The sequence below is a fragment of the Paenibacillus peoriae genome (genome assembly GCF_022531965.1).
Taxonomy (GTDB): Bacteria; Bacillota; Bacilli; order Paenibacillales; family Paenibacillaceae; genus Paenibacillus; species Paenibacillus polymyxa_D.
The window spans coordinates 1,036,193-1,049,268 of the sequence record NZ_CP092831.1 but is presented as its reverse complement, the minus strand read 5'-3'; the positions used below and the strand labels follow the sequence as shown (position 1 = coordinate 1,049,268).

General features: G+C 44.4%; 12 protein-coding genes and 1 riboswitch. Of the genes, 4 read left to right on the top strand and 8 right to left on the bottom strand.

All coding sequences use genetic code 11. From position 1 onward, the window contains the following. Positions 1–89 precede the first annotated feature (89 nt). Together MLD56_RS04740 and MLD56_RS04735 are read left to right on the top strand one after the other, a co-directional pair. Positions 90–1,280, top strand: a complete 1,191-nt coding sequence (locus MLD56_RS04740) for an MFS transporter (RefSeq protein WP_029517617.1) — start codon at positions 90–92, stop codon at positions 1,278–1,280. Positions 1,281–1,309: 29 nt separating this feature from the next. After that, positions 1,310–2,200 (top strand): shikimate dehydrogenase, encoded by an 891-nt coding sequence (locus MLD56_RS04735; RefSeq protein ID WP_029517618.1) that lies wholly within the window; start codon positions 1,310–1,312, stop codon positions 2,198–2,200. Between the two features lie 151 nt (positions 2,201–2,351). On the opposite strand, the gene MLD56_RS04730 is transcribed toward MLD56_RS04735, so the two are convergent. The 8 genes from MLD56_RS04730 to MLD56_RS04695 form a co-directional block, all read right to left on the bottom strand. Further along, entirely contained in the window at positions 2,352–3,578 is a 1,227-nt protein-coding gene (locus MLD56_RS04730; RefSeq protein WP_029517619.1) for an RtcB family protein, read from the bottom strand. 247 nt (positions 3,579–3,825) lie between these two features. Beyond that, on the bottom strand, positions 3,826–5,259 hold the full coding sequence (locus MLD56_RS04725; protein WP_029517620.1) for a purple acid phosphatase family protein: 1,434 nt from the start codon (positions 5,257–5,259) through the stop codon (positions 3,826–3,828). A 248-nt stretch (positions 5,260–5,507) separates the two neighbouring features. Beyond that, positions 5,508–6,509, bottom strand: a complete 1,002-nt coding sequence (locus MLD56_RS04720) for a Gfo/Idh/MocA family protein (RefSeq protein WP_029517621.1) — start codon at positions 6,507–6,509, stop codon at positions 5,508–5,510. A gap of 197 nt (positions 6,510–6,706) precedes the next feature. Beyond that, positions 6,707–7,348: a deoxynucleoside kinase gene (locus tag MLD56_RS04715; RefSeq protein WP_013308920.1), complete on the bottom strand. Its 642-nt coding sequence runs from the start codon at positions 7,346–7,348 to the stop codon at positions 6,707–6,709. Beyond that, positions 7,348–7,968: a deoxynucleoside kinase gene (locus MLD56_RS04710; protein WP_029517622.1), complete on the bottom strand. Its 621-nt coding sequence runs from the start codon at positions 7,966–7,968 to the stop codon at positions 7,348–7,350. The genes MLD56_RS04715 and MLD56_RS04710 overlap by 1 nt, the downstream gene beginning before the upstream one ends. 145 nt (positions 7,969–8,113) lie before the next feature. Beyond that, entirely contained in the window at positions 8,114–8,713 is a 600-nt protein-coding gene (locus MLD56_RS04705) for a response regulator transcription factor (protein ID WP_029517623.1), read from the bottom strand. After that, positions 8,710–9,843, bottom strand: a complete 1,134-nt coding sequence (locus MLD56_RS04700; RefSeq protein WP_029517624.1) for a sensor histidine kinase — start codon at positions 9,841–9,843, stop codon at positions 8,710–8,712. The genes MLD56_RS04705 and MLD56_RS04700 overlap by 4 nt, the downstream gene beginning before the upstream one ends. Before the next feature lie 68 nt (positions 9,844–9,911). Next, a complete protein-coding gene (locus tag MLD56_RS04695) occupies positions 9,912–10,973 on the bottom strand; it encodes a Delta(5) desaturase DesA (protein WP_029517625.1) in 1,062 nt (353 codons plus the stop codon). Positions 10,974–11,186: 213 nt separating this feature from the next. Further along, positions 11,187–11,271: riboswitch (ZMP/ZTP riboswitch) on the top strand. Positions 11,272–11,384: 113 nt separating this feature from the next. Between MLD56_RS04695 and MLD56_RS04690 the strand changes: the two genes are divergently transcribed. Together MLD56_RS04690 and MLD56_RS04685 are read left to right on the top strand one after the other, a co-directional pair. Beyond that, positions 11,385–12,251, top strand: a complete 867-nt coding sequence (locus tag MLD56_RS04690; RefSeq protein WP_029517626.1) for a bifunctional 5,10-methylenetetrahydrofolate dehydrogenase/5,10-methenyltetrahydrofolate cyclohydrolase — start codon at positions 11,385–11,387, stop codon at positions 12,249–12,251. Further along, the gene (locus tag MLD56_RS04685) at positions 12,248–12,883 is read left to right on the top strand and encodes a cyclodeaminase/cyclohydrolase family protein (RefSeq protein ID WP_029517627.1); all 636 of its coding nucleotides are present in this window, start codon (positions 12,248–12,250) and stop codon (positions 12,881–12,883) included. The genes MLD56_RS04690 and MLD56_RS04685 overlap by 4 nt, the downstream gene beginning before the upstream one ends. Positions 12,884–13,076: the final 193 nt, after the last annotated feature.

Here is a 13,076-nt window from a genome sequence, read left to right as displayed (position 1 = left end):
ATTTTCACTTGTTTGTGGGCGTACTTTAATACACCTGGACGATGCCTACCTAGGCCATTGATCTAAAATTTATGTTGGGAGTTACACTTATGAAAAATCCTTATATCAGAATGGCAACAGGGCTTTATATCAACTATTTTCTTCTGGGTATGATTAATGTTATTCTCTCGTCGAATATGAGCTTTCTGACCGTGCAATTGAACACGGATAAAGCAGCCATCGGCTATCTGGTGTCAGCGATTGGAATCGGTAAACTGCTCGCTCTCGGAGTAGCCGGAAAAATGTCAGATAAATACGGAAGGAAACCACTCATTGTTATTGCATCATTTGCTTATTTAATCTTCCTAATCGGTATTCCGCTTGCACCTAACTACACGTTGGCATTCGTGTTTGCCATTATCGCAGGGCTCTGCAACTCGATGATGGATGCGGGGACTTATCCCGCACTCATTGAAGGGTTCGGAAAAAAAGCCGGGTCTGCAACCGTCCTAGTCAAAGCATCCATCTCGATCGGTGCCATTGTTATTCCTTTCATGATTGCATTTTTTATTAATCACGATATGTTCTATGGATATTCCTTCTTTATTCCAGCAGGAATTTATCTGCTGAACGGGATTTTCTTGTCAATGACCGCTTTCCCCAACCACAAAGCCGAGGAACAAAAGGCTCCAGCCGAGACTGGTCAATCAACGGATTCGTTCCACAGCGAGCCTAAGTTTTGGCAAGAAGGTTTGTCTCTGATTATTATCGGTTTTACTTCAACTGTATTGTTCATGATCGTGCAGCTATGGCTTCCTACCTTTGGACAAGAGGCTCTTGGCATGGACAAAGCCAGCGCTATTAAGCTGCTGAGCTACTATAGTATAGGTTCATTAGTTTCCGTTATTTTGTTGGCTATGGTACTTGGTAGATTCATTAAGCCCATTACCGTCATGATTGTGTATCCGCTTATTGCCCTACTTTCTTTGCTGGCTTTAATTGTATGGCACAATCCTGTCGCTACCTTGATCAGTTCATTCTTAATCGGCTTGTCTACCGCAGGCATATTCCAAATTGCCCTTACGGTAATGACGGAATTTTTCCGCAAGAACAAAGGAACTACGACTTCTCTCGTAAACATAGCAGCCAGCCTATCGTTCATCCTGATGCCTTTGGCTACCGGGAGCATGTCCAAAAGTCTGGGAATTACCTCCGTATTCATTCTGGATATTGCGATTGCTGTAGTCAGTATTTTGCTGGCCGTGTTTGTTGCTTATCGATATAAAAAAGTGTTTCATTAAACTACACACGTTACTTGGAGGCTTATATCATGAAAAATGCTGGACGTATTGACGGAAGAACACAATTAATCGGACTGCTAGCTACACCGATCGGACACTCTTTGTCCCCGGCTATGCATAATCTTGCGTTTGAAAAGCTGGGCCTAAATAACGCGTATATGGCCTTTGAAGTAGGCAATGAACAGCTTGAAGAGGTCGTACGAGGGATGCGCGCTCTGAACATACGCGGTTATAACGTGTCCATGCCTAACAAAACAGCTATACTCCAGTATCTTGACGAGCTAGACGACAGCGCTAAATTTACAGGTGCCGTCAACACTGTCGTGAATACGGATGGTAAGCTGAAAGGCTACAGTACAGATGGATCAGGTTATGTTCGTAACTTGCAGGAGAACGGTATTGATCTGAAAGGTAAGAAAATGACACTCGTCGGCTCAGGCGGTGCTGCAACGCCGATTGCTATTGAAGCCGCTCGAGCTGGTCTCGCAGAAATTTCAATTTTCGCTCGTAATGACCAGTTCTTTGCCCGGGCGGAAGAAAATGTCCGTATGATTAATGAAGAGATGAAACATGCCCAAGTCAAGGCGAATATCTATGCATTAGAGAATCAGGAGAAGCTGCGTGAAGAGATTCTTACAAGTCATATTTTCGCTAATGGTACAGGTGTGGGTATGAAACCGCTGGAAGGCAAAAGTGTAATTGAGGATGTGTCCATGCTTCGTTCCGATCTGATTGTAACCGATGTAGTATACAGCCCAGCTAAATCCAAGCTGATGGAACAAGCTGAATCCGTAGGTGCAACCGCCATTAACGGTCTGGGCATGATGCTGTGGCAGGGCGCATTAGCCTTCGAACTGTGGACAGGCCAAGAGATGCCAGTCGCTTATATTAAAGAACAGCTTTTTGCTGATCAACTGTAAGATTTAGAGCTGCTCAACAAGCACATCAAGCCATGAGTTCCTTCTATTATATACGCATATATGTACTTTAAATACGATGCTCGGCGAATGAACACTTCTGCCGGGCATCGTCTTTTTTATGGGTACAGCCCCGTTCTTCCTTCTCTTTTCATTAATCCTTATACGGGTCAAACTCATTGGCCCCAGCCATGCATACCCCGATTGGCTTCAGCACATGCATAACTTCCACGGTCTCGGAATGAGCGTCCAGTACCTCGCGCAGTTTGCGGTAGACGAACGGACTTTCGTCTGTACCTGCTCCGCGCAGCTCGACACCGTAGTTCCGAACAGCCTCCTTCATCTGTACATCCGTGATTTGTCCACCATTCCGTGTGCGGGTTTTCCAATTCATTTTACCGGCTGCCTGGGTACGACTCATAATACGACCTGCGCCATGGACTGTACTATAGTAGGAATCCCGATTTTCTACCGAATCTTTCCCACGCACAATCACCGAGATATCGCCCATGCTTCCTCCAATAAAGCCCATTTGGCCAGGGGCCGAGGGGGTTGCGCCTTTGCGGACTACAATGGTGTCGCGTCCATCATGCTGTTCCTTCCACGCGTAATTATGGTGGTTATGCACCGTAAAATCCGCTTCGGTCCCCATAATACCAAGCACTTGTTCTATCACATAGTCACGTCCCGCATACGCATAGCGTCCGGCAAGGCGCATCGCACGGTAGTACATGTCTCCCAGCTCACTGTTCATATCCAGCAGTACAGGCGGCTGATCCATATGTTCTCCCGGCGCCTTTCCGAGAAACTCCCGTCCTGCAGCCAAATTTAGAAACCCGCTTGCTGTTTTGTGCCCAAAGCCTCGGCTGCCGAAATGATTGGCAATCCAGACCTGTCCTGTCGCTTCCTCCACAAATACATCAACAAAGTGATTACCACTCCCTACTGTACCCAGCTGTTCCCTCGCCAAGGACTTCAGTTTGTCATGTTCTTGTTTCCCAATCGCCGCATATACTGCCCAATCCGGGTCATCGAACAGCTCATGGTCTACCTGAATTGCATTCACACGGCCTACACCAAACGAAATATGACGTGCAATCTCATCCATCACGGCTGAAATACGTGGCATAATATCTGCGGCAAACAGCTTGGATCTTACCGCCTTATTCCCGCAGCCGATATCATACCCTACACCTGAAGGTGAAATTTGTCCGTCATACACCATCACACCGCCAATCGGCTGACTGTAGCCTTTATGATGATCTGCCATCAGTAGCGCCTGAATCACATTACCATTTTCGGCACATGTGCGGGCTTGAGATAGTGCTCCCGGGTCAGGTGATCCCCATACGCGTACTCCATTGATTTCTTGATAAGCCATCGCTTTATCCCTCCATATTTTGCAAGAAAATTTCTATATGTAAAATTGACTACTTTTGAACTTTGGATCTCTTAATAGCATTATGTACGGTTTACCCGCTTCCGAACAGGGCGTAAGTATTACAAGCACAACATCAGACGTCTCTATAAGAAAGTCCCTATAAGAAAATGAAAAAGGATATCCATGCAGCCGACCAGACTGTAGGATATCCTTTTATGATTATTTAGAAACCATTAAATCAATTATACTAATATTTTTTGATGATTCCGAATTGATCCACAATAAAAGGTTTGGCATCATTTTTGTTTTGATCAATTTCGTACGTTACGGCTGTAAGTTTATTTTCGTCTACAGTGATGCCAACAAAATTCTGTACCTGTCCTCGTGTGGGTCTACGATTGTCACTCGGATCCGGGCCATACACTGCCGCATGATTCTCTTCAGCTAGTTCAAAGAGATTATAGTACTTATCTCCAAGTTTTTCACTCGGGTTCTTGTAGTAGACTTTGGGGCCAGCAGTTGCTGGGATGACATAGATACTTCCATCCGGATTCACACTATATTCAATCGTCTTTTCATTTAATGTATCTTTTAATTTGGTTGGCGTTGTTGCTTTACCCTCTTGGTTGATTGGCTTCGTACGAGCGTAAATATGATCGTGCCCCTGCACGACAAAGTCGATATCAAGTTTGTCCATGAGTGGAGCGATTTGGTTACGAACTCCATTGTTATCCATGATGTCAGAATCTGTTGCATGATTAGAGGTAGTGTAGGGACCTTTGTGAATGTTAACAATGATCCACTTTGCACCTGCCTTTTTGGCTGCCGCAGCATCTTTCTTTAACCATGCGACTTGATCTTCAGAAAAATTGGCATATTTCTCTGAGTCCTCATTGGAGTTCAGTACGATAAAGTGAGCATTGCTGTAATCAAAGGAGTAGTACGCTCCTGTTTTAGTAGCAGAACCAGCTGGTTGATTAATATTAAAGTGATCATAAAAAGCGTAGTTCTCATCCTCATGATTACCTGCTGAAGGAACAATGGTTGTATTCAAAAGACTTTTTTGTGAATGTCCCAACAACCAGTCCCACTGCTCTTCTTTGGTACCGGTGTCTACGATATCTCCGTTGTGGACTACAAACTGAGCATTACCTACAGTTTGAAGTGCTTTTTCGAGCGTCTGTGAAGACAATATGGCTTCATCTTCGCTTTTCGCTTGTGTATCAGCTAAATCAATGAAGGTAAATTCGCCGCTCTTAGGAGCCGTTTGAAACGTACCTGTTTCGCTCCATATCCCGCGCGCTGCATCACCCACACGATAATAATAAGCTGTGTCCGCTTGAAGACCTGTAGCTACAGCTTTATGGACAAGCTCTTCTGGAGAATTGGTCGATGGAGAAGAAGTCCCTTCAAATGTAAGAGCACTCGTAAAATCAGCTTCAGAAGCCGTTTTCTTGATTACTTGAACAGTGCTCTTCGTGGAAAGTTTTGAAGTATACCAGGTAAATCCTTTGGAACCTTTTGTGTCTCCATAAAATGTAGCTGTAACTTTACTAATACCATGATCTGTATTCCCTGATGACTCAGCATGGACAGGCAAGGCTGACATGCCCGTAATCAAACCTAGTGCAAGAGCAACAGACATAGATGTTGCTGACCATTTTTGAAACTTCTTAAACATGTGTACACTCCTCTGTGTAGTTAATATGTAAAAGTTATAAATATGATCATATCAATCAAATGTTAATACGTTGTTTTAGGAAATATAGTAATTTGTAAAAACGAGGTGTTAAGTGACCTAGCGATTGAGGAGAAGGATAACTGCTTTACCCTTTTAGGGCTACAAAGCCAAACAAGGCTAACCGTATATTTGCAAAGTTTGCAAAATCGGCAGCCCTTTGTGCATTGCAATTTCGATCATTCCACTGACTAATGTGCAGAAGTATTTTTCAAATCTGCTTCATAACGAAGGCCGAATTGCTGTCTTGCCTCCTCCATCACTTCAGCGACTGTAAGTGAACACTCCAAAGAGTTAATGGAACTGTTGCGTTCACCAATCTTGATCAGATCTATAAATTCCTGAATTTCATAATACATGGGCTCACGCGTCTGAGCTTTGGTCAGATCCTCAATCGTGCCGTCCCGATAATGAATTTTCACCTCATAGGGCTGACTGATTTTGTCGATCACCATCGTTCCATTCTCACCCTGAATTTCAGCAGGCAGATAGGAATCTGTAATTTTGGAATACATGACGATAGCATCCATATCAGGATACTTCATCACGATACTGCCCTCGCCATCGACACCAGAGGATAAAAGCACACCAACCGCCCGAACCTCCTCAGGTTTGCCGAACAAAGTCACCATAGGATACAAACAATACACGCCAAGGTCCATCAGGGAACCATTGGAAAAGGCCGGGTTAAACGCATTCAATACCTTACCTTGCTTAAAAGCATCAAAGCGGGAGGAGTATTGACAGTAGCTTGCAAAATAACGCCGAACCCGGCCTATTTTATACATATGATCCTTTATTATTTTAAAGTTAGGCATAAGTGTGGATTTAACGGCCTCCATCAGCAGAACATCGTTGTTGCGCGCGGCTTCGATCATACTCTTCACCTCTGCTGCATTAGACGCAAAAGGTTTCTCACACAACACGTGCTTTCCGTGATTCATACATAAGATCGCCTGCTCCGCATGTAAGGAATTGGGGCTGGCAATATATACGGCATCGACCTGGTCACTTGCGGCCATTTGCGCCAGGTCTGTAAAAACCTCCGGCTGGCTGTTATATTTGTCAGCAAAAGCTTTGCCCTTATCCTCTGTGCGTGAGTATACCGCCGTCAGGGAAAATTCGTCCGTCTCCATCGCAGCTTGAATAAACCTCTCTGTTATCCAGTTGGTTCCAACAATACCAAAACGCATCACAGTATCCCATCCTTCCCGTGAGTCATTACAATTCATATGTACCTATTCTCGCATTCCAGCCTAAACTTGTCCACTATACCGTTAGTCATATCTCGTGCTTCAACATGTTTATTCGACAAAAAAAGACTGCGGTCTATCAGCTTAATTTATACTGATTGTACCACAGTCCCTGTCAGTTATTTGGGGTTATATCTCTATTTTTTTGATATTACTTTTCCTACTTCTTCCAAAATAGCATCCATGGAAGCAGGGTCATGTACATCATACTCATCAATGTTCAGACGCAGTACAGGGCAGGCATCAAATTCGTTGATCCAATTGGAATATCTGCGATGCATTTGCTCCCAATAAGAACGCTCGGTCTGGATCTCCATCTCGCGACCGCGCTCCTCAATCCGACTCAGAATGGAGGGCAAACTGCCTTCCAGATAGATCAGCACATCAGGGTGAGGGAAAAACGGTGTCATCACCATCGCCTCAAACAGGCTAGTATACGTTTCATAATCGGTAGGATTCATCGTTCCCTGATCGGCATGCATTTTCGCAAAAATGCCTGTATCCTCATAAATAGAACGATCCTGCACAAAGCCTCCACCAGACAGGAAAATATTCTTTTGTTCCTTGAAGCGTTCCGCGAGAAAATAAATTTGCAAATGAAAGCTCCATCTTTCGAAATCGTGATAAAATTTCTCCAGATAGGGATTATGATCGACCTGCTCCAAAGAGGTTTTAAAACCAAGGCGTCCGGCCAAAGCACCGGTCAACGTGGATTTACCTACACCCACTGTGCCCGCTACCGTAATCAAGGCATTTGCAGGAATGTTGTAATTATTCACTATATAAGCTCCTTTACATCGGAAACAATTTGTTTAAATTGTGCCTGATTTTCTACAAAATCAATTTCATTCCCGTTCACGGTCAATATACGAGGGGAAGGGGACTGTTCAGCGAGAAACTGCATGCCTTTATCATAATCTATGATCAATTGCTCCAGATAGGCAGGGTCCATCTCCTGTTCAAAAGAGCGTGCACGCTTGCGAATTCTCCCCAGCAAGGTATCCAAATCTGCTTTGATATAAATGATAATGTCCGGCTTAGGCATATCATCTGTGAGCAAATGATAGATTTGACGATATTTTTCGAGCTTCACACCCTTAAGCGTACGTTCAGCAAAAATCAAATTCTTGTAGATATGATAATCAGAAATAACAGGCTGAGCTTTCTCGATATATTGCAGACCAGTATCCTCCAACTGCTTATACCGATTGCAGAGGAAGAACATTTCCAACTGGAAACTCCACTCATCTATATTCTGATAAAATTTATCGAGAAATGGGTTCTCCTCGACAATCTCTTTGATTATCGGCCAATGTAGCTCGGTTGAAAGCATCGAAGCTAACGTCGTTTTGCCTGCTCCGATGGGCCCTTCAACGGCTATAAATGGGGCTTGTTTCATGCGGTTCTGCTCCTCCTTGTACTCCAGTCCATCCTGTGGACAACTATCCTATTGTATCACAAGGTAGTACGCTAAAGGCATACCAAATCTATGGATAAAACAAAAAAACAGAGCGCTATATTTTGCTTCATAGCGTCTCTGTTTCTCATTTAAACCAACCTTTTTCATTAAAACGTGTAATCGCTTCGATCCGGTTACTGACACCCAACTTATCGAGAATGACTGAAATATAATTGCGCACCGTCCCTGTCGTTAAATACAGTTCACCAGCAATCTCTTTTGTGTTCTTTCCGTCAGCGATGAGCGCCAAGACGGTCTTTTCACGCTCTGTTAGCGGGTTGACTTCGGCATAAGCATCATCGACCAGTTCCGGAGCATAGATACGCCGACCTGCCATAATACTGCGAATGGAGGAAGCCAGCTCTTCACTGGGACTGTCCTTGAGTAGATAACCGTGTGTCCCCGCCTTGATCGCTCGTTCAAAATACCCAGGGCGGGCAAACGTAGTTAAAATCAGCATCTTGCAGTTCAAGCCTTTGAGTTCTTCAGCCGCATCCAATCCGCTCTTTATTGGCATTTCGATGTCCATAATGCATATATCCGGTTGATGCAGCTTCACCAGTTCTATAGCTTCTTCCCCGTTGCTTGCTTTTCCGACTACTTTCATGTCCTCTTCCAAGTCTAGCAGAGAAGCTAGAGCACCCAGCAGCATACGCTGGTCTTCTGCAATGACAATTCGAATCATGGCCCCACCTCCTCGTTCGGCTTTTCAGGGATATTGGGCACTTTAATGACCAAGGTCGTTCCCTGATCTGAACGCAGCTCCATACATCCGTTCACGAATTCGAGCCTTTCCTTCATACCTTGCAGGCCGTTTCCACGAAGGGTTCCATTTTCTCTCGTAATACCGACTCCATTATCCTGAATCCGAAGAGTTAATTCCTTACGAGACGGCTCAATCGTGATGGAGCAAGCGGTAGCTCCACTGTGTTTCACTACATTGGTTACGGCTTCCTTCATACACATGCTAAGAACATTTTCATTCATTAATGATGTATGCTCCAGCTTCGGGTCGCCCTCTAGAGTTAATTCAATGTGAGCAGCCTTTAAAATCTGCCGAATACGTAGTAGCTCATCCTCTAGTCGCATACCGCGCATTTGAGTAACCATTTCCCGTACCTCTTTTAACGCGCTTCTTGCCGTGAGACGAACATCGTTAATTTCGACATGCGCCCGCTCCGGGTACTGATCCATCAGTTTGCCCGCCAAATCGCTCTTCAGCCCAATGAGTGACAACTTCTGACCTAAGGTATCGTGCAGGTCACGCGCAATTCTTTGCCGTTCCTCCAGCTTAATCAATTCCGATATTTTCTTATTGGCATCCTCCAATTGGACTTGGAGCCGATCGCTTTTGTTGCGATTAAAATTCGTAATCGGAAGGAGAATCACACCGATCAGATTAAGCAGGATAAAAGGAATCTGTTTAATAAAAACGGGATTCTGAGAAACAAAACCATAATTGATCAATCCAATCGTAATAACCATTAAAATAATATACAGCGTCGTAAATGCAGCCTTACTTTTAATATTACCGATCAAATAGGCGATAAATATGGAAAAGTACATATAGCTGAACAGCAGTGTCATGGTAATCGATATGGCAATCTGTACACTGGTCCAAAAGTATATGAGCCAGCCTTTTGAGACAAAAGCCAGTACATAACATGCAAAGAATACCAAAATAATAGCAGTACCCAAAATAATATGACCTGTAGATGAAGAGCTAAAGTAGTAAAAGGGCAGGATGTAAAAGACGACCCAAACATAAGGGCTAAGCCCTGTATTTCTTTGGAAGATCTGATACCATTTTTGCATCCTGCCCACCCTCTTCTACTTCACATGACTTATATTCCTTATCTTATCATACCAGGTTTTGTTCAACGTTATTTTCTTTCTGTGCCTACAACAGGTGTAGGCATGGGTTTCGTAACTGCTACACGTTTGCTGAGGAGCGGCTTCACTTGTTTAAAGGTCAAAAAGGTTTTCGTATTTTCATCCCAAAGTCGGAACTTCAACGATTGCAGACTGCTACTCACTGTGATCGTGGTCGCCTTTTGAAGTAACGGTGTCGCTTCATGTGCTTTCTCCAAATTATAATTTGGAACTTTGGGACTCAGGTGATGAACGTGATGAAATCCGATATTGCCCGTAATCCATTGCAATACTTTAGGAAGCTTGTAGTAAGAACTGCCTTCTACGGCTGCATTAATATAACTCCACTCTTCATCGTGCTCAAAATACGAATCCTCAAATTGATGTTGTACATAGAACAACCAGATTCCCAACATACCGGATACAAAAAAGATAGGTGCCTGTACGAGAAGGAAGGCCTGCCATCCAATAGCCCAGCACAACAGTGCATACAATGCAACGATGGATATATTCGTCACATGAGTGTTCATTTTTTCCTTGCGTTTGGCTGTCTTGATATTAAAGCGATAGGAAATCAAAAAAGTATAGATCGGACCTAGTCCGAACATAACCCAAGGATTTCGGTATATGCGATAGGCCAACCGTGTCCATGTGGAAGCCTCTGTGTACTCTTCTACCGTAAGCACCCACATGTCACCTGTGCCTCTTTTATCCAGATTACTGCTGGTTGCATGGTGGATCGCGTGACTATTTTTCCATTGGTGATAAGGGCAGAGCGTAATAATACCTGTAATCGTTCCCACAATGTCGTTCAGCTTGCGGCTTTTGAAGAAGGATTGATGACCACAATCATGAAAAATAATAAACGTCCGTACCACAAACCCCGATGCAACAATGGCAATGGGAAGCGTCAGCCAGTACGAGACCGACAGGCTAAGATAAGCAGCATACCACAATAGGATCAGTGGACCCAAGGTATTGATAAGTTGCAGAACGCTGGATTTCGTGTTTATTTTCTCGTAGGGAGCCATATTTTTTTTCAATTGGGCTAATGGGAGTTGTGTCATACTCATTATGATCCTCCTTTAAAATGACGCCTATACCTTGATCCTGTTAGGCGTACATGTTGATCTAATCTCAGTATAAGGAGAACGCTCTAGGCGCTGTAGTCATAAACGTCAGTTCGTGTATATGACATTTGTCATATAGACAAGTAACATAACCCGTTTTCCAAATGTTCGCGGGTTTCTTTTCTGATGATTGTTTGTTAAAATATAAGGTATAATAACGCTGTATGTGACTGGCGAAGTCAGTGGAATGAACCACGAGGGAGCATACAAAAAAAGCGTACCGTTCGCCTGGGAGAAGTATTTGCAGAGGATTCGTCTGTCTTGACGACCTTGTGCAAATACTTTTTTTCGTTTTACAAGACCATGACACCCTGTTGATTCCATTATGCAATAAATTCAGAGGAGGCTCGGACTATGGCTATTATCATGAAATCCAAAGAAGCAGCTGAGCAAGTATATGCAACGATCCGTTCACAGGTAGAAGAAATGAAGCAGCAAGGACACCGTCCCCATCTGGCAACCCTATTGGTAGAAGGTGATCCGGCATCTGCATACTATGCACGGACCAAGCAAAAAATAGCGGAGAAGCTGGGCATCTCATTTCATCTCCATACGTTTGATCGTCATGTTAGCGAAACCGAGCTACTGCACCTGATCGGCAGTCTGAACGATGCATCCCATGTACATGGCATTATGCTGGAACTGCCGCTTCCCCAACATCTTTCCGCCTCCGTTATTAAACAATCCATTGCCCCCTACAAGGATATTGATGGGATTACACCCGATAACAAGCTGGCTACTGTAACAGGTGACGCCGGACTATATCCCGCAACACCTCAAGCCTGTATCGAGCTGCTCAAGCATTACGGTCACACATTGGCAGGCAAAAATGTCACGCTCGTGGGCATCGGACAGACAGTGGGACTTCCCCTTTTCCACATGTTGCAAAGAGAAAACGCCACCGTTACCGCCTGTCATGCAGGTACGCGTGATATTGCAGAGCATCTGAGCCATGCAGACATTGCCTTCGTGGCAGTCGGATGCCCTGATGTGATTACGCAAGATATGGTTCATCCCGGTTTGATTTTGGTAGATGCGGGAATTAATGAGACGCTAGAGGGAAAAATAGTGGGAGATGCCGCTTTAGACGTGGGGGAAAAAGTACATGCTATTTCTCCGGTTCCCGGCGGTGTTGGCACCTTAACGACTGCGATTTTGTACAAAAATCTGCTCAAAGCAATACATCTGCAACACTACTCCAGAGAGGTGGTTTACTCATGAGTGAACTGTCGTGGAATCATTCCATCGGACATTTTCTGAAAGAGGCTGCAAGTGCAGCTCCTACCCCTGGCGGAGGAAGTGTATCCGCACTGGCTGCGGCACTAGGCGCGGCTATGACCTCCATGACCGCCAACCTTTCACAAGGAGAAAAATACGCGCACATCCATGAACAAATCACGGACGTCATTAGCAGCATGGAAAGATTGTCTACACATTGTGAGGAATTAATGGTCGCAGACATCCAATCCTTTGAACAGTATATGACTGCCCTGCGTTTGCCCAAGGAAACAGACGAAGAAAAGCGCTATCGTACCCATTCCCTACAGACAGCGGTGATCGCTGCCATTGAGGTACCCATGCGCCTGCTGGAAGTATGCCGAGACGGATTGTCGCAAGCCTATAACATTGTGGAAGTGTCCAATAAAAATGTGATTTCGGATCTTGGCATCGGCGCGATCCTGTTCGAAGCCGCCGCTCAATCTGCCCTGCTTACCGTCGACATTAACCTTGCTTCGCTGAAAGATTTGGATGTCAAACAATCCTACGAAGCTAAAACAGCCGCACTCCTCCGTGAAATCGGACAAATCAAAGAACAAACCTTATTGATCGTGCGCAGCCGAATAACGGGCTGACCATTGGAAGAACCCGTCCCAAGTCATATTCTGCTTCCATGCTCAAGAAATAGCCTCTCAAACCCGCCTCTGCTCGTGGGTTTGGAGGCTATTTTATTGGAATCCAACGATTTGTGGAAAACTTTTCTATATATTCTTCGTCTATTGATAAGGAGATATTCCCCAAGGCGTTATTTAACCTTATATACATTGA

Bases quoted from the DNA above. Each gene is read 5' to 3' on its own strand.
- MLD56_RS04740 (WP_029517617.1), top strand. From the start codon at position 90: ATGAAAAATCCTTATATCAGAATGGCAACAGGGCTTTATATCAACTAT.
- MLD56_RS04735 (WP_029517618.1), top strand. From the start codon at position 1,310: ATGAAAAATGCTGGACGTATTGACGGAAGAACACAATTAATCGGACTG.
- MLD56_RS04730 (WP_029517619.1), bottom strand. From the start codon at position 3,578: ATGGCTTATCAAGAAATCAATGGAGTACGCGTATGGGGATCACCTGAC.
- MLD56_RS04725 (WP_029517620.1), bottom strand. From the start codon at position 5,259: ATGTTTAAGAAGTTTCAAAAATGGTCAGCAACATCTATGTCTGTTGCT.
- MLD56_RS04720 (WP_029517621.1), bottom strand. From the start codon at position 6,509: ATGCGTTTTGGTATTGTTGGAACCAACTGGATAACAGAGAGGTTTATT.
- MLD56_RS04710 (WP_029517622.1), bottom strand. From the start codon at position 7,968: ATGAAACAAGCCCCATTTATAGCCGTTGAAGGGCCCATCGGAGCAGGC.
- MLD56_RS04705 (WP_029517623.1), bottom strand. From the start codon at position 8,713: ATGATTCGAATTGTCATTGCAGAAGACCAGCGTATGCTGCTGGGTGCT.
- MLD56_RS04700 (WP_029517624.1), bottom strand. From the start codon at position 9,843: ATGCAAAAATGGTATCAGATCTTCCAAAGAAATACAGGGCTTAGCCCT.
- MLD56_RS04695 (WP_029517625.1), bottom strand. From the start codon at position 10,973: ATGAGTATGACACAACTCCCATTAGCCCAATTGAAAAAAAATATGGCT.
- MLD56_RS04690 (WP_029517626.1), top strand. From the start codon at position 11,385: ATGGCTATTATCATGAAATCCAAAGAAGCAGCTGAGCAAGTATATGCA.
- MLD56_RS04685 (WP_029517627.1), top strand. From the start codon at position 12,248: ATGAGTGAACTGTCGTGGAATCATTCCATCGGACATTTTCTGAAAGAG.